Annotated in this window: 13 protein-coding genes; 8 read left to right on the top strand and 5 right to left on the bottom strand. The window is 35.7% G+C overall.

Annotated features, from left to right (window positions below; all coding sequences use genetic code 11):
- Positions 1-2 precede the first annotated feature (2 nt).
- The 4 genes from PL77_RS13130 (at position 3) to PL77_RS13115 (ending at position 4,942) form a co-directional block, all read left to right on the top strand.
- Positions 3-986, top strand: a complete 984-nt coding sequence (locus PL77_RS13130) for a 2-dehydro-3-deoxygalactonokinase (RefSeq protein ID WP_044205901.1) — start codon at positions 3-5, stop codon at positions 984-986.
- Positions 979-1,629 carry a bifunctional 4-hydroxy-2-oxoglutarate aldolase/2-dehydro-3-deoxy-phosphogluconate aldolase gene (locus tag PL77_RS13125; RefSeq protein WP_044205898.1) on the top strand — a complete coding sequence of 217 codons (651 nt, stop codon included), beginning with the start codon at positions 979-981 and terminating at the stop codon, positions 1,627-1,629. The genes PL77_RS13130 and PL77_RS13125 overlap by 8 nt, the downstream gene beginning before the upstream one ends.
- A gap of 17 nt (positions 1,630-1,646) precedes the next feature.
- The gene (locus PL77_RS13120) at positions 1,647-3,308 is read left to right on the top strand and encodes a sulfatase (protein WP_044205895.1); all 1,662 of its coding nucleotides are present in this window, start codon (positions 1,647-1,649) and stop codon (positions 3,306-3,308) included.
- 185 nt (positions 3,309-3,493) lie between these two features.
- Positions 3,494-4,942, top strand: a complete 1,449-nt coding sequence (locus PL77_RS13115; RefSeq protein ID WP_044205893.1) for a hypothetical protein — start codon at positions 3,494-3,496, stop codon at positions 4,940-4,942.
- 76 nt (positions 4,943-5,018) lie between these two features.
- Here the strand turns inward: PL77_RS13115 and PL77_RS13110 are convergent, their stop codons facing one another.
- The 5 genes from PL77_RS13110 to PL77_RS13090 form a co-directional block, all read right to left on the bottom strand.
- On the bottom strand, positions 5,019-5,774 hold the full coding sequence (locus PL77_RS13110; protein WP_044205890.1) for a LytTR family DNA-binding domain-containing protein: 756 nt from the start codon (positions 5,772-5,774) through the stop codon (positions 5,019-5,021).
- 22 nt (positions 5,775-5,796) lie between these two features.
- Positions 5,797-6,915 carry a sensor histidine kinase gene (locus tag PL77_RS13105; RefSeq protein WP_044205887.1) on the bottom strand — a complete coding sequence of 373 codons (1,119 nt, stop codon included), beginning with the start codon at positions 6,913-6,915 and terminating at the stop codon, positions 5,797-5,799.
- Positions 6,916-6,918: 3 nt separating this feature from the next.
- A complete protein-coding gene (locus PL77_RS13100) occupies positions 6,919-7,917 on the bottom strand; it encodes a sensor histidine kinase (RefSeq protein WP_044205884.1) in 999 nt (332 codons plus the stop codon).
- Positions 7,914-9,638, bottom strand: a complete 1,725-nt coding sequence (locus PL77_RS13095) for a hypothetical protein (RefSeq protein WP_044205883.1) — start codon at positions 9,636-9,638, stop codon at positions 7,914-7,916. The genes PL77_RS13100 and PL77_RS13095 overlap by 4 nt, the downstream gene beginning before the upstream one ends.
- 210 nt (positions 9,639-9,848) lie before the next feature.
- Positions 9,849-10,328 carry a thioredoxin family protein gene (locus tag PL77_RS13090; RefSeq protein WP_082026525.1) on the bottom strand — a complete coding sequence of 160 codons (480 nt, stop codon included), beginning with the start codon at positions 10,326-10,328 and terminating at the stop codon, positions 9,849-9,851.
- Between the two features lie 421 nt (positions 10,329-10,749).
- On the opposite strand from PL77_RS13090, the gene nrfH reads away from it, so the two are divergent.
- The 4 genes from nrfH (at position 10,750) to PL77_RS13070 (ending at position 17,624) form a co-directional block, all read left to right on the top strand.
- The gene (nrfH, locus tag PL77_RS13085; RefSeq protein ID WP_044205878.1) at positions 10,750-11,343 is read left to right on the top strand and encodes a cytochrome c nitrite reductase small subunit; all 594 of its coding nucleotides are present in this window, start codon (positions 10,750-10,752) and stop codon (positions 11,341-11,343) included.
- 5 nt (positions 11,344-11,348) lie between these two features.
- Positions 11,349-12,851, top strand: coding sequence for an ammonia-forming cytochrome c nitrite reductase (gene nrfA, locus PL77_RS13080; RefSeq protein ID WP_223241370.1), 1,503 nt, complete (start codon positions 11,349-11,351; stop codon positions 12,849-12,851).
- A gap of 121 nt (positions 12,852-12,972) precedes the next feature.
- Positions 12,973-16,122, top strand: coding sequence for a cytochrome c biogenesis protein (ccsA, locus tag PL77_RS13075; RefSeq protein ID WP_044205876.1), 3,150 nt, complete (start codon positions 12,973-12,975; stop codon positions 16,120-16,122).
- Positions 16,123-16,550: 428 nt separating this feature from the next.
- Positions 16,551-17,624 carry a type IX secretion system membrane protein PorP/SprF gene (locus PL77_RS13070; RefSeq protein ID WP_172665851.1) on the top strand — a complete coding sequence of 358 codons (1,074 nt, stop codon included), beginning with the start codon at positions 16,551-16,553 and terminating at the stop codon, positions 17,622-17,624.
- Positions 17,625-17,633 lie beyond the last annotated feature (9 nt).

Below are 17,633 nucleotides of genomic sequence, written 5' to 3'. Positions count from 1 at the left end.
CCATGAGTAGTTTACCTAAACAGTTTGTGAGTTGTGATTGGGGTACTTCTAATTTTAGATTACGTCTGATTGATACAGACTCTTTGGATGTGATGAAAGAGCACAAAACGAATAAGGGTGTAAAAGCACTGTATCAGGAGTTTTCTGCAAATTCGACCTCGAGCCAATCTCAATTTTTTTCAGAGTATTTGACGAAGCAATTAAAGGAAATTGATGAGGAAAGACAGAGTAACTACATCGTTGCTTCAGGCATGGCTTCATCATCGATTGGGTTGCAGGAATTGAGTTACGCTCAAATGCCTATTGATGCGTATGGTCAGAACCTATTTAGTAAGTCCATCACTTTAGAAAAAGACCTTTCATTGGTATTAGTTTCTGGTGTGAAAACCAAAACAGATGTGATGAGAGGGGAAGAGATACAAGCTGTAGGTCTAACGGATTACTTGCCCATCGAATCCAAAGGGATTTTATTACTGCCGGGTACGCATAGTAAGCATATTACTTATGCAAAAGGCATTTTTAATGATTTCAAAACGTTCATGACGGGAGAAATTTTCGACTTAATTTCTTCTCAAAGTATTCTGAGTGTTTCCATTCAAAGAGCTTCTTTTGATCAAAAATACAAGCCTGCATTTGTAGCAGGGGTGAAAAAAGGAATGGAGGGTAATTTGTCTTCCTCACTCTTTTCAATTCGAGCAAAAGACTTAATGCAAAACGACTACTTTGAACGTAATGAAAGTGTAGATCCTCAGAAGGTTAAAATTGAGAATTACTACTTCTTAAGCGGATTGATGATTGGCGAGGAACTGACTTATTTGAAAGAAGTAGAGGAGCACATCAGCATGGCGGCAAACGGTGTTTTAGGTAAACTATATCGCATTGCTTTAGAAGAAGTAATGCAAAAAGAGATTCAATTCATCGAAGATGAAGTACTCGAAAAAGCATTACTAATTGGTCAACGAAAAGTTTTAAATAATTATGTCTAATACTCAATTTTCTCAAGAACGATTTCAGCAGGCACCTGTAGTGGGCATCTTAAGAGGTGTGGATCATGAAACCTTAGACAGAATCATTCCGATCTACGTCAATGCTGGTTTTTCAACAATTGAAATCACAATGAATACGGAAGGGGCTACAGAGATGATCCAAAAACTTTCTGCCGAATATCCTCAGCTAAATGTTGGGGCAGGTACCGTTTGTGATATGGAAGGCTTAAATAAAGCTTTAGAAAGTGGAGCTCAATTTATTGTGACTCCAGTTACGAATGAAGAAGTCATCAAAAAGTGTAAATCGCTTGATATACCTGTTTTTCCTGGGGCGCTAACACCAACGGAAATTCATAAAGCATGGACAGCCGGGGCTACTGCCGTAAAAGTATTTCCAAGCTCTCAATTTGGGATAGGGTACATTAAAGACGTGATGGCACCACTGAATACAATTCCGTTGTTGCCTACAGGAGGAGTAGATTTAAATAATATTGCTGATTTCTTCCAATTGGGAGTTGTAGGCGTTGGGATGGGAAGCTCTCTCTTTCCAAAACAATTCATGGCAAAGGGGTACGAACAACAACTATACGATCATTTGAAGGCAGTGAAAAGTGCTTATGAATCTGCTTTTCAAACTGCATGATATAAAATACTACAACAATGCATCAATTTTTATATAAAGCTTTACTCTTTCTTTTATTAGGTTTTTTAGGGGCTTGTAGCTTCAAAAAAATCGATCAAAAAACGGAAGTACAGCAACCAAATATTCTTTTTATTTCATTTGATGACCTCAGACCAGAAATGGGGACGTATGGTTCTGAAGTTGCTAAAACACCTAATATTGATCAATTGGCTAAAAGAGGACTTCAATTTAATAAGGCCTATTGCCAACAATCTATTTGTAGTCCATCAAGAGCTAGTTTGATGACAGGTGCTAGGCCAGAGACCATCAATGTGATTGAAAATTATACTTACTTCAGAGATGAAAATCCTGATATCATTACGCTTCCTCAGCACTTCAAAGAAAACGGTTATGAGACTGTCAACTGTGGAAAAGTGTATCATGGTAAGTTCTCAGATCAAGAGAAATCTTGGTCAATGAAACCCGATTACAATGCACTTGGTTACAAAGTGAATGCCTTAGTAGAGAAATTTGTGGACCCTGATAACATCAGAACCTTTAGGGAAAACAAAGCAAAAATGAAGGCAAAATACGGTGATCAACATGGTTTGGGAATGGGTCCTGCATTTGAATGTGTAGATGTTCAGGATAATGCCTACATCGATGGAGTGAATACGGATATGGCCATTCACATCATGAAAGAGCACAAAGCTTCAAAATCCAAAAAGCCGTTGTTTTTAGGGGTAGGATATATTGCAGCACACCTTGATTTTCTAGCTCCAAAAAAATATTGGGACATGTATGATCAAGAAGATATCAAATTAACAAACCAGATTAAAGGTCCAATTGATGGGGCTCCAATGGGATTGCATGCTTCTTTTGAATTAAGAGTGCGTTCCAACATTCCAAAATATGGTGAAATTCCTGATACTTTAGCTCGCGACCTTAAACATGGGTATTTGGCAACAGCTAGTTATATCGATGCTCAGGTAGGTAAGCTATTGGAGGCATTGGATGAATTGGAAATGTTGGACAATACGATTGTAATGTTATGGTCTGATCATGGTTTTCACTTAGGAGAAATGGGTGTGTGGTGTAAAGCAACAAATTATGATATAGCTACAAGAGTTCCATTGATTGTTTGGACACCTGATCAATCTGAAAAAAGTAGAGGAGTGAAGACCGATGCTTTAGTGGAGTTGGTAGATATGTACCCAACATTGTGTGATTTGGCAGGGTTAGAAAAGCCAGAACATTTGGAAGGACAATCTTTCGCTCCATTATTAGAGAATCCAAATATGGAATGGAAATCAGCTGTATTCTCTGCTTTCCCTAATCCAGCGTTAAGAGAATGGGCCGCTAATCCACTTTCTAAAGGAATGAGAGAAACTTACTTTGGACCATTGATCGAAGACGTGGAAGCCAACATTAAGGCGGTGATGAAAGACAAATGGAATAGAAAGTTTTTTGAAAATGACTTGATGGGGTATGCGATGAAAACGCAACGCTACAAGTTGGTATTATGGAAAGATCGCAAAAATAAAGACAAGGAACCTTTGTTTATCGAGTTATTCGATCATGAAAAGGACCCTAAAGAAACGGTGAATATTGCCAAGCAGCAACCTGAATTGGTAGAAGAGTTAATCGCTCAATTCAATAAAGGTTGGGAAGGTAATAAAGCCCAAAATAAAGAAATATAAGATTTTGTAAGTATCGTACTTACATACTCTGTACTTGAACGTGTGTGTGACTTAATTATAGCTTAGAAGGGCCTCTTTTCTATTAAAATGGGCCCTTTTTAATCATTTTAAATCAATAGTAGAAATGTATCTTTTATCAGCTTATTGGATAAATTTTACAGGACTACATAAACCTCAATTGCTCAATGAAAACAATTTTAAATGTTTTATTACTATTATTTTGTTGCCACTTTAGTCACGCACAAGCTATCAAGAAAGTGGACAATTACAAAGATTGGAAGTGGGAGGAAACCTACGTTTTAACCAATGAGTTTATTAGTCTTGCGGTCGTTCCAGACGCGGCAGGTAGAGTCTTAGAGTACAATCTAGGAGACATTCAATCTTTATGGATCAACCCAAAAGAGTTTGGTCAAAAATACTCCAACTCTGAAAAGGTGAAAATGAATCAATGGAGAAACTTTGGTGGTTATCGCTTGGTACCTACACCAGTAGAAAACTGTGCTTTGGGTAAAAACGGGGACCGCTCAAAAAGATGGCCACCTCCTGTAACAATTGGCGATGCTCCTTATTCAATTACTGATGTAAAGGAATTGGAAGACAAAGTAGGGATTACAGTGAAATCAGGGGAACAACATTTACCAGTTCCTAAATGGATTCCTAAAGACAAAGCTTTTACAAAGCCTTCAAAAGTGGAAGAAGCTTTTACCTACGAACGCTCATTAATGATTGAGAAAAACTCAAGTAAAGTGTATTACATTCACACTTTAACGAATGTAGGAGAGGAGACCATCAACAGAGGGATTATGACGACAAGTCAGCATCAATCATGGTCGGATGTAAAACTACAAGACGGTGAAAATTTTGTGGCCTATATTCCATTCAGCCCGAAATATAAAATGGAAGATGGAGAGCAATACCATATCGGTGTGACTCCAGAATCTCATTGGAGATATGTCAATAGAAATCGTTTTCCTTTAGACAAAAACAACCCTGAACATGTGGAGAAGTACTTTAATATCGGTACAAATTGGACGGGTGAAGTAGCTCCGGGTATCTTTGAGATTCATTTTGATTATAATCTAATGGGCGGTTTTCATATGATATCATCTGAGTCGTGGATTGCTTATGCCAACAAATTAGAAAACACCGTTTTTGTCAAAACGTTTGAGAAATACAATCCTCAATTAGAATATGATCATGGGGTTAACATTGCAGTATTCAACAGTGGTATGGCTACAGGGTATTTAGAAACTGAAGTGAAAACACCGATTTATACTCTAAAAGGAAAAGAAGCTGTTACATTCAAAGAAACGCATGCTGCTGCAAAGGTTTTAAGTCTTCCGTTACTTTCAGTCAATGAAACTGGAGTAATCACAAAGCGACTTCACTTTGATAAACAAACGAATCACATTACAGCTCAATACGGCACTTTTATAAAGGGAGATTTGTACTTGGTCGCTTTGAATGATCAAGAAAAAATCATAGAGGAAATGAAGGTGAAAGCTGTATCTCCTTTAAAAGGTATTGATGTTGATATAGCTTTAGAGAATTCTTTTTCTCAATTGAAAGTTGTGGTCAAGGATGAAGAAGGGAAAGAGTATATTTTGGATTCTTTTGTTGTAGGAGATTTGTAGGATATTCTTTGATAATTTTATGGTGGTTCGTGAGACGAAATGCATTGCGTCTCACGAACCATCTATCTTATTGTTATTAAGAAATCCACTCCTTAAAATCCTTCACTTTATCTCTACCCACAATAATTTCTTTATGCGTTTCAATCTTTAAATCCACCAAAAGGCGGCTATTGGAGTGCTTTTGAATATTGGTAATCGAATTTCTATGAATGATGAAACTTCTGCCTGTTCTATAGAATTCATTTTGATCTAACATTTCCTCCAGCTGTTCCATTTTGAAGTCGACAATATAGCGTCTGCCTTCAGTGGTATATAAAAATGTATCCCTACTTTCTGCCCCAAAAGCTGCAACTTCTTCAGTTTGAATACTTTTAATATTGTCACCTACTCTTACCATAAATCGCTTTTTGAACTTTTGATTGTAAGTATCTAAAAGAGCATCAATTTGTCCTGTAGCGGTATGGTCTTGGTTGTTTTGTAGTACCTGCAGTTTTTGAATAGCCTTCGTTAAAGCCTCATAGTCTACAGGCTTTAAAAGGTAGTCAATGCTGTTTACTTTAAAAGCATCAAGAGCATACTCATCATATGCTGTAGTGAAAATAATAGGTGTAGTAACGGTGACGTTTGAAAGAATATCAAAAGCAATCCCATCGGTAAGGTGAATATCCATAAACACCAAATCAATGCTTTCTTGCTGTTCTTCTAGCCATGAGCAAGCCTCTTCCACATTATCAATAGTATCTACAACTTCAATATCAAAAGGAGTCTTAGAGAGTTGTCTTTTAAGTTTAGCTTGTGCGGGCTTTTCGTCTTCAATTATTAAGGCTTTCATATTTCGATGTTATTTAATTTAGTTATTGAAAGAGAGATTGGTCACCGGTAGATACTTGTGCGTCACGATCTTTTTTCCAATTTTTATTTTCAACTTGAAATGCAGGAAGTTTAATTAAGCATTCTTTTCCTTTTTTGATTCTCAAGATAGGTGTTTTGGTATAAATTCGGAATGTTTCCTCCAAAGATTGCATCACCTCTTTTAAAGCATCAGGTTTGTCAATTTTTTCATTACAACTGTGAGCAACGACAAGAAGAGATTCTTCTTCTATATAAAATTTTAGATGTAACGGTTGAATTGGAGTAGCAATATGATCACTTGCAATAGCGACGACTAAACGAGATAAAATAACGGGTGGAATGACTAACTCTTCTGACAGCTTTTCATCTACATTAAATTCTGCCGTTATTCCCCCCGAACGTGCATCTGTCAGGAGCTGTAATACGTCTTTTGTGGTTTTTACAGCTTCTTTGATAGACACAAATTCCTCTTTTCTATTATTGATTGTATTCCTGTACACTTTGGCGAGCTTTTCAGCATAATCTTCCGCATGATCTGGATCTTTATAAGCCAGTCCAATTAAGGTTTCTAATGTTTCATAGAGCAAAGGAAGGTTGGCATCTTCGGCAAATAATCGCATTTCTTTTGAGATATACGCAGCTCTTCGATCTTCTTCCTTATTAATCGTTTCATTTTTTAATTCAATTAATGTGGCTCCCCACCATGCACATTCGTAAATAAATGTCTGAAATAAAAACAATCCCTGAAGTACGTACATCTCAGAGAGGAAATTGTCGATACTCGTATATCCAATGAGATAATAGAAATAAGAATAAATAACAACACCTATAATAATGCTACTAAAAATAGAAACACCAATAACATGATATGTAACCTGCTCTGTAATAGAGGAAATGAACTTGATTTTCTTCCCTATAAACCGAGAAGAGATAAGTACTGAGGTATTCCAGAAGTACGCAAAAACAATACAGACTAGCCATTCCGCTCTAAAGTAAGATTCAGAAAGCTCTCCAATTCTATTGAAGGTCAGTAATAACAAAAAATACGTAACACTACCCGAAAAAAAAGGATAGAATATTCTGTAATAGATAGCTGATTTATTCCAAATATGGTGTAACATAATCTAAGAACTTAAAAGAGGAAGTTGCACAGTATATTTTTCAGGTAATTTATGGATAGTGATTTGATTTTGATTCATCAAAGCATATCTCTCTTTAATATTTTCAAGACCGACTTTTGTAGAACTCCGTTTTCGAGGTGTCTTTGTAATATTATTCGAAACAATGATTGATTTTTCTTTTTCATCGTATTTTATGCTGATGTAAACAGGAGCTTTATCGGAGAGAACATTATGTTTTACTGCATTTTCCACCAACATTTGAATAGAAAGAGGAGGTATATTTCCACTGATAAGGCTTACATCGTTATCAATATCAATTGAAACACTTTCGCCGTGACGGGTTTTTAATTGAAATGCAAAAGCTTTGACCAATTGAATTTCCTCTTGAACAGAAATCAAAGGCTGATTGGCGTACTGCATCACATATTGATAAGTTTTTGCAATGCTTCGAATATACTTCTCCGCTTGATGGGCATTACTTGTGACAAGGTATGCAACGGTATTGAGACTATTGAATAAATAATGCGGACTCAACTGATCTTTCAATGCTTCCAATCTTAGTTCGGAAGCCTTTCTTTTGTTTTGTATCACATAAATATGCTGTGATGAATATTCTTGATAAGCTATCACCAAAAACTCTATGACCAGTATAGCGATTAAAAGTACCGTGAATAGGATGATGATTTTGGTGGAAATATCAAAAATGAAAATTGGCTCAAAATATTGCTTCATAAAATAACGAAGACTGTAATAAAGCGGTATAAAAACGATAATAGAACCAATTCCTCTAGAGATCACTTGATACAAAATACTTTTCTTTCTGTAGAGATAATTAGGAATAGCACCACCGATCACAAAAAGTGTCGAACCAAAAGCAAACCATAAAAATGTTTCAATATCATTGACAAAAGGAGCAACTTGTGGTTCTGGGTCATATAGAAAATAAGTGTATAAGCTTATTCCTAACAGCACAAAGACAATATTGGGAGTTATATTTTTCATCTTTCCAGCGCCTCCATCGCTTTTTCTCTGTCATATGAAGAAGAGATTAATTTTGCTTTATCTTTATAAAGCTGAATCAAGCCATCATCTTTTGATTTCATAATAAACGGAGCAATTTCTTCTAAGGCATCTCTCATGTCATAACTTGACGAGATAGAGGTCGTCGCATTTAAGTATTCCTCATAGTGACCTACATGGAAATAATCTGAAGAAGCAATATCTTCCAAAACACTAGATAAGTCATAACTACTAGTAATACTTCTTACAGACATATAAAAATTATGGATATTACTCTTATGCTCGATTTTATAATCTTCCAATTCGCTTAATAACGAAGACTTGTCAGCGGAAGAGGAAATGGTTGAAGCAACATGGAAAAATATATTTTTAGTTTCTTCCGACCAATATTTCCAGCTTTCTAATGCTTCTTCCAAAGTGTTTTTTAATTCATATGATGAGCTAATACTCTTTGCCGCTAATAATAAGGCATTGTTTTGGTCTTCGCTCCATTTTTTACGGTTAGTTTCTGAAAACGCAGCTTCAATGGTATTGGCTTTTTCATAAGAAGAACTGATATATTTTATAGTCTGTTCTAATGTACGAGCAGGCATTCCAGTTGCATTATGGTTGAATGCTTCTTGTAGTGTTTTTGCCATTTCATAAGAACTTGTGATGCTCTGCGTTGTTTTTAACCAAAGTTCCCAATGTTTCTCATCAAAATTTTCTCTAATATCTTTTGTTTCTATGATTTCAGTTAAACAATCTGCTTTTTCATAAGAAGAAGAAATTTGTCGAATACCATTAAAATAGGCTTCTATTCCTTTTTTATTGTTGTAAATGGCAAAGCTTTCTTTAAAGTAATCAGATAACTCACTTGAAGAAGAAACATTTCTTGTAACGTCTTTTGTAATTTTGATCAACTCATCAGCACTGATGTCTTTTCTACTGATCAATAAACGGTAGAATGTGATTTTGTTGTTTTGACCTGAAATTTCACTGATGTATCTTAATGCTTTGTCTACACCACCTTCTCTCATTTTATTATTCAGTCGACTTTCGGCAGCTATTGTCGAACTTTTAATTACTTCAGGAAGAATATCTGTCAACCATTTTTTTCCATCGGGATCAAAAGGTACTTCGCTATTGCCAACGTAGAATTTGTAGGTAAGATTTCCATTTTCATCAGGTTTTATGCTTACTTTCCTTTTGTTACCAAATGTACTTTTTGAGATGACAAACTTTCCGTCTTTAGAGATGCTTTTGATCTCGTCTTCATCCTCTGAGAGTGTTATTTTACCATTGTAATCTAATTTAAAGGAAGAAACAAAGTTAGTATATTCCATGCGATGATAAGGACGTTGCGCCTCTCTAGCGGCACGTTCTATTTCTGCTTGATGCATTTTAACCTGAGCTTCAGCTTTTCGGATTTGAGCCTCAATAGCCTCTTGATCAATATGAATTTCTATTTCTTCTAATTCGGGAGCTTCTACCATGATTTTGATAAACTCCTCCATCTCTTCCATTTGCACCTCTGCTGCAATTTTTTGAGCTTCCTTGGCAATTCTTTTTGCTTCTTCTTTGATCTCCTCTATATTAATGACAATAGTGCTGTCTGAACCGGGGATCTCTATTACTTTAATTTGTGCATTAATAGTTAAAGTAAATGAAGTAAGTAAGTAGATGAATACTGAAAATAATATGTTGCTAAAAAATTTTTTCATGTTTACTATATTAATTTGACACTAGTAGAATGTTGATGATACAATAGTAATGCATGGTGTAAGATGAAAAAAATAAGATGTAGTGAAACGTAGTTTTTATGTAGTGAAATGTAATGATCTCTTTTGAGAGGGTTAAAGCCTAAAATAAAGGCACAAAAAAAGCCACTTCCTAAGAAGTAGCTTTGACATATCTTTGATTTTGGTATTGCATTAATTTTTCAGATCAGCTTCAACGCTTTCAATCCAATTTTTAGGGCCTCCTTTTACATAGCCAGTCTGCACCATTTTTTTGTCTTTGATCATGAAAATAGTAGGATAGCCTCTTACTTGAAACTCCTGAGCTAAATATTGATTTTGTGATCGAAGTAAATCACTTTGAGAAACTCCTTTTGGAAAATCTAGTTCAAGTAATATAATATTATTATCTGCAACCCATGTTTTGAATTCATCGGTGTCAAAAATTTCAGATTTGATACGCTTACACCAGCCACACCAATCACTTCCTGTAAAGTTTAAAATGATAGGGTAGTTTTTCTCTTCTACTAATTTGAATGCTTCATTGGCATCGTTCGTCCAGCCTTCATTACTTACCTTATCCGTTATTTTTGGAATCTCTTTTTCTTCTTGTGCTGAAACGTAGCCCGCTAGTGAAAAAGTAAATAGTAATATTAATAATAATTTCTTCATCATTTGTTCAATTTAAATGTATGTGCTAAGCAAAAATGATTGATAAATTTAAAGCCATAGTCACATCTGTTGAAACAAATATAAGGGATAAATATGAGTTTTTATATCTCTCTGCGAACTCATTTTTTAAATTGTATTTTTTAGTGAATAAGTGTAAATATACCTCTATTATTATAGGTGTTAAATAACACCATTTACTAATACTTTAAAAGATGATGTAGATCACCTAAAAAAGAAGTCGTAAGTCATATAAAATCAAGACTTTAGACATCTTTTGCAAGGTGTTATTTTAGAATCATTCTATATTAGGAAAAGATGATTTTAAATCTACCAATACTGAAAAGGATTATTCATATTTGTTCTGTAGATAAGATAAAATGCTACTGTAAGTATTCAATACAAATAATGAAGAGAATTATCTTTTATGTTTAACAAGTTAATACCTCCTAAGCAATGGCAACCTGTCGTCTTTGTTTTAGTAGGGGCAATTGTAGGTTTAGCACTTTACACGGCACACATAGCTCGTGTAGATTCTTACCTCTCAGATGACCCTACAACATGCGTCAATTGCCATGTGATGACTCCTCAATTTGAGAGTTGGAAGCATAGCTCACACCGTGAAAGAGCTACGTGCAACGACTGTCATGTTCCACAAGATAGTTTTGCTTCCAAATATTACTTCAAAGCAAAGGATGGCATGTATCACTCTTATGTTTACACAACTCGTGGCGAACCTCAAGCAATTATTATGCATGAGGCTGGCAGGGAAGTAGTACAACAAAATTGTATTCGATGCCATGGTGATCAAGTGACTGATGCAAAGACTGTCGCTTGGGTGCCTTCCAATTTCCATGATAGAACGGATAGGGCATGTTGGGAATGCCACCGTGAAGTTCCTCATGGACGCGTGAGAAGTTTATCTTCTGTTGGACTGGGAATTGAGCAACTACCAGTTCAAAATGTTAAGAAAAATGTTGTACCAAACTGGCTGAAAGACGCCTTAAATAATAAAAAATAAATTCTATGAGTTCTAAAGTGAAGAATTGGCTATTATTTTTTGCCACTCTTTTAGTCGTGGTCCTTTTAGCAATGTTAGGGAGTAACATCGCTGACCGTAAAAGCGAATCACAATTCGCTTACCAACCTAAAGTAAAAGTTACAAAATTTGAGCCTCGTAACGAGCTTTGGGGAGAAAATTATCCTCGTCAATATCAGTCATTTACTAAAACAGAAGAGGAGACTTTCAAAACAATGAGCAACGGTAATATCCTTACTGATGCATTAGAAGATACTCCAGAGTTAGTTGTACTTTGGGCCGGTTACGGTTTCTCTAAAGACTACAACCAACCAAGAGGTCACCAACATGCAGTTGAGGATATCAGAAATACACTAAGAACAGGTGGTCCTACTGGTCCTGGTACAGGTCCAATGCCATCTACTTGCTGGACTTGTAAATCTCCGGACGTTCCAAGATTAATGAACGAGATCGGTATTGCTGAGTTCTATGCTGGTAAATGGGCAGACAAAGGTGCTGAAATCAACAACGCTATTGGTTGTGCAGATTGTCACAACAACGAAACAATGGCTTTACAAATCTCTAGACCTGCTTTGATCGAAGCATTTGAGTCTATGGGTAAAGATATTTCTAAAGCATCTCACCAAGAAATGAGATCTTTAGTTTGTGCACAGTGTCACGTTGAATACTACTTCAACAAAGACGTTCCTCAAAAAGGAGTTCCTTACTTGACTTTCCCTTGGAAAAACGGTTTAACTGTAGACGATGCTGAGAAATACTATGATGATATCGAATTCTCTGACTGGACTCACAGTATGTCAAAAACTCCAATGTTGAAAGCGCAACACCCTGGTTATGAAATCCATGAGCAAGGTATTCACGCGAAGAGAGGCGTTTCTTGTGCGGACTGTCACATGCCTTACAAAACTGAAGGTGGACAGAAGTTCACTGATCACCATATCCAATCTCCTTTAGCCAACCCTGCTAACTCTTGTCAGGTTTGTCACCGTGAGGAAGAGAAAGAATTGGTGGAGAACGTTTATTCAAACCAAAGAAAAATCAAAGAAGGTGCGAAGCGTTTAGAGAAGTTATTAGTTAGAGCTCACGTTGAAGCGAAAAAAGCGTTAGACTTGGGAGCAACTCCAGAGCAAATGAAGCCTATCCAAATGGATATCCGTCACGCACAATGGAGATGGGATTATGCAGTAGCGTCACACGGTGGTTCATTCCACGCACCAGTTGAGGTGGGTAGAATTGTAAACACTGGTACTGACAAAGCACAAGAAGCTCGTATCAAGTTAGCTCGTTTATTAAGCGATCTTGGTTTCAAAGGTGAAGTACCTTACCCAGATATCGATACGAAAGCGAAAGCTCAAAAGTATATCGGTTTAGATATGGAGAAATTAGAGGCTGAGAAAGAAACATTTAAGAAGAACGTTCTTCCTAAATGGTTAAAAGAAGCTCAAGCTCGTGAAGATGCTTACGGTGTAGAAACTGTATCAAGCAAGTAGTATTTTAAAATATTACTAACTTACTTAAAGTGCTGTTGTAGGGGAGTATAACATTCCTCAACAACAGCATTTTTTTATCCAATATATTAGACTTAAAATAGTCTATGTGTTAATTTTAAGCATGCGAAAAATATTTACATTCTTATTCTCCAATAAGTTGACATTAGTTTGCTTATTGATCTACGGGTTTGCCATGGCTTATGCCACATTTGTAGAAAATGATTTTGGTACTCCCGCAGCTAGAGAGATGGTCTACAATGCTACTTGGTTCGAAATAGTACAAGCTTTATTAGGATTAAATTTCATTGGGAACATCTTTAAATACAAATTGCTACGTGTTGAAAAATTAGGTGTTTTAACTTTCCATGTTGCTTTTATCATTATCCTTTTAGGTGCTTTTGTGACAAGATATTTCGGTTATGAAGGAAATATCAGAATTCGCGAAGGGGCCAGCAGTAATCAAATTATCTCTCTCGAAAGATACTTCCAAGCCCACATTCATGGTAATGGACTGAATGAAGAGTTGAAAAGAAAAAGTATTTTCACTCAAATTCACCAACCTGATTTTGAATGGGAACAAACAAACAATCAAGACGAAATTGTAATTAAACCCACTTCCTTTGTACCTGATGCGGTTCAATCAATTGTAGAAGGTGAAGTAAGTGATGCCGTGATCGAGATTGTAACAAGTTCAGGTGATGGAAGAAACTCTGTTTTCCTTGAAAAAGGTAAGAGTATGTTCCTCCAAGGACAAGAAGTTACCTTTGATAATTATAAAGAAGGTGCAATTAATATTAAGGAGACTTCAAATGACTATTCAGTGCATGCACCAGAAAGAATGTCATATTTTATTATGGCAAGTCAACAAAGTGGTGCAACTCCTGCTCAAACAGAAGAAAAATTACAACAACAAGCCCTGTACACAATGGGGACGCTGAAGTTTGTAATCAAAGATATATATGATGGAATGAAGCTGGGTTATTCTTCGGCTACTACAAAAAAGATGAAAGCGCAGGCTGCCGATTTACTTTTTGTGGATGTAACGGTCAACAATGAAACAGAAGAAGTGATTCTTGCCAGCTTAGAAGGTGTAGTCACACCGTTTAAAGAGGTACACATTGGTGGTTACCATGTGGAATTGTCTTATGGTGCTGTAGTTACAGAACTTCCTTTCTCATTGTTCTTAAATAATTTTGAGATGGAAAAATACCCTGGTTCTGATAACCCTTCAGCCTATTCGAGTGAAGTGATTGTTCAAGATGGTGATTTAACTTTTCCTTATACGATCTTCATGAATAATGTATTGGATTATAAAGGATATCGTTTCTTCCAGTCTTCATTTGACCAAGATGAAATGGGTACTATCCTTTCGGTAAATCAAGATAGACCGGGTACATTTATCACTTACATTGGTTACACACTTATGACGTTAGGTATGTTATTCTCCTTCTTTGAAAAGAAATCACGTTTCAGACTTGTCAGCGGTAAACTGTCTAAGCTAAAAGCACAACAAAAGAATTTCGTCATTTTACTGGCAATGCTTTTAGGATTTGGAGCCAATAAATCTTTCGCTCAAACTGCTGAAGAATTAGAGCAACACCGAATAGAAGTGAAATCAAGATCACAATACATCGACAAAGAACATGCAGAGAGCTTTGGTAGATTATTGGTTCAAGATATGGATGGTCGTTTAAAGCCTATCAATACTTTGAGTTCTGAATTCCTGAGAAAATTATCACGTAAATCGAAATATACTTTAGTGAAACCTGATGGTTCTGAAGAAAAGATGAACAGTGATCAAGTTTTCTTATCGATACATATTGATCCAGCTTACTGGCAGACTGCACCAATCATTAAAATTGATAAAGATGCAGGGGGAGCGATTTTTACTCGCATTCAAAAGAAGTCATCTGATTTAGTGTCATTTGATGATCTAATTAATAACGAAGGTGACTACTTACTAAGAAGTATGGTGGATGAAGCTCAGAAGAAGAAGCCATCCGAAAGAGGAGAACTAGATAAAGAAGTTATTAAAGTAGATGAGCGTTTTAATATTTTATTTCAAGGTTTATCGGGTAATTATTTAAAAGTATTTCCAGCGCCAAAAGATCCCAACAATAATTGGTACAATGCTAATTTCGTAGGATCTCCATTTGTTGCCGAAGATTCTGCTTTTGTGAGAAATATAATGAAAGTTTATTATATGGAAATCATTAAAGCAAGAGAGTCGGGAGATTGGTCAGAGGTCAACACAAACTTAGATTATGTAAGAACTTTCCAAAAGGTGATGGGTGAGAAGATCTACCTTTCGGATGATGCCATTAAGTGGGAGTTGTCTTACAACAAGATGAATATCTTTAATAACCTATTTCCTATTTATTGGTTATTGGGTGTTTACTTATTAGTGTTTGCTTTATTAAAAGTATTCTATAGTAATAAAGGAGTACGATTGGCTTATACAGCCGGTATAGGTATTGGATTCTCCGCTTTTATAGCCTTTACTTTTAACTTAGGACTGAGATGGTATATTGCTCAATACCCACCTTGGACGAATGGGTATGAAATGCTAATTCTAGTGGCATGGTCATTATTCTTGTTCGGGTTTATCTTCTATAGAAAGAGTGACTTTATTATGCCATTAGTATCACTTTTCGGTGGTACATTATTATTCGTGAGTTTCTTGGATTGGTTAAACCCTGAAATCACTAACCTAGTTCCAGTATTGAAATCGTATTGGTTAAAAATCCACGTGGCAATTATTGTAAGTAGTTATGCACCATTAGCACTTTCTGCTTTGCTCGGATTTATCAATTTGATCTTTATGGTAATCCAGAATAAGAAATTTAAGAATCCTATTTTAGAGCTGACTTACATCAGTGAGTTATCGATGACAATAGGTTTATATATGCTGGCTATCGGTACTTTCTTAGGAGGTGTTTGGGCCAATGAATCTTGGGGACGTTATTGGGGTTGGGATCCAAAAGAAACTTGGGCTTTAATCTCCGTAATTGTATACTCAGTAGTACTCCACTTAAGACTCGTGCCAGCATTAAAAGGGACATACATTTTTAACTTAAGTAGTTTGGTTGCTTTTTCTTCCATTGTAATGACTTCTTTTGGGGTGAATTACTACCTTACAGGTTTACACAGTTATGCTACTGGGGACCCAGTTCCAATTCCTGCATTTGTGTATTATGTGGTTGCAATGGTAATTATTCTTGGAGTATCAGCTTACTTCAGGGAAAGTAATACAAAAATTAAGTCAAAATAATAATATTGATTTTCAGCCTTATAGAAGTTGTGTACAATGTGATAAGTAATTTTTTTTTTATTATTCATATAATTTTTATAACTTCAAATTGGGTAAAGAATCATAGATATTGAAAAATATCTAAAAAAAGTAATACTCCCCTGCAGTAAATTTTATTGTAGGGGTTTTATTTTGCCCAAAATTTAAAGGACTCTATTTCCTGACGATTCCATCCCAGTCTCAACAAAAATAAAGGAATGATTACTTATTCTGACTTGAACTTAGTGTTTCATCTAACAAGGTGTAATCATATATTATTGTGTTTTTAAAATGTTGATATTTAGATTTTTAGTGTTTTAGGAATAGGAATTGCAAATCATATAATTGAATAATGCTAATAAATTATTGTACTTTTTCAGATTCAGATTAACTTCTTTCGCTCCTTTAAATTGAATAAGCTTTACTTACAATATGGTCTAACCTGTTTAGTCGTGCTTTTTTGTTTGGCCACTAATAATGTGTCCGGACAAGATGCTCAACTATCCCAATACTATGCAGCTCCATTGTATTTAAACCCTGCATTGGTGGGTACCTCTGGAGACGGTCGGGCAAATATTAATTACCGAAACCAATGGGTTGGTGTCCCCTCCAACTACATGACTTTTATAGGAGGCTTTGATACTCCTTTAGCAAACCGACACTTATCCGTTGGTGGACAAATTCAACAGGATATAATGGCGCAGAAAAATGGTGCTGTTGTAGATCGGTTGGTGTTTAATGCCACTGGAGGTTACAAAGTAAAAGTGTCAAAAGACTACACTTTAAGCTTTGGTTTGCAAATAGGGTTTGAGCAATCTTCTTTAGGTTTTTATAAACTACTCTTTGGAGATCAGATTGATGATGACGGTCAGACAGGTAATCCTACTCAAGATAGGGTCGACAGAGAATCTAATATCTATCCAGATTTTTCTGCAGGAACTCTTTTTTATGGAAAAGATATGTGGTTTGGATTATCCGTTTATCATATCAATCAACCTTCAATTACCAAATTTAACCAAGGAACGGATTATTTACCCTTACGTTTTTCATTACAAGCAGGCTACAGAATTCCCCTTACCTACCGTTGGCATGGAAGCGTGGCAAACTTCGATGATAAGTTTGTCAGTTTTATGATGCATTATCAGTCTCAAGGAAAACAAGATCAATTAAGTACAGGAGTCAATTTGGATTATCACCCTATCGTCTTTGGAGTGTGGTATAGAGGTTTGATTTTAAAAGATAATGAAGACCCAAGTACATTTAATCATGATGCTATTGTAATTATGAGTGGGGTGAAATTAAAGAAATTAATACTAGGTTATAGTTTTGATATGCCCATTGGAGGACTAAGAATGTCAGAAGGAAACTCACATGAAATATCCTTTCGTTACCAATTCAATTTTTATCCTAATTATAGAAAGAAGAAAAAGAAATCAAATAACAGTAATGGGCCAACGGATAAATGCCCTACACCAAGTTTATAGCACATTAAA

Origin of the sequence: Flammeovirga sp. OC4 (genome assembly GCF_000812565.1) — a bacterium.
In the GTDB taxonomy this organism is placed as follows: domain Bacteria; phylum Bacteroidota; class Bacteroidia; order Cytophagales; family Flammeovirgaceae; genus Flammeovirga.
This window is presented reverse-complemented; position numbering and strand designations above follow the sequence as displayed.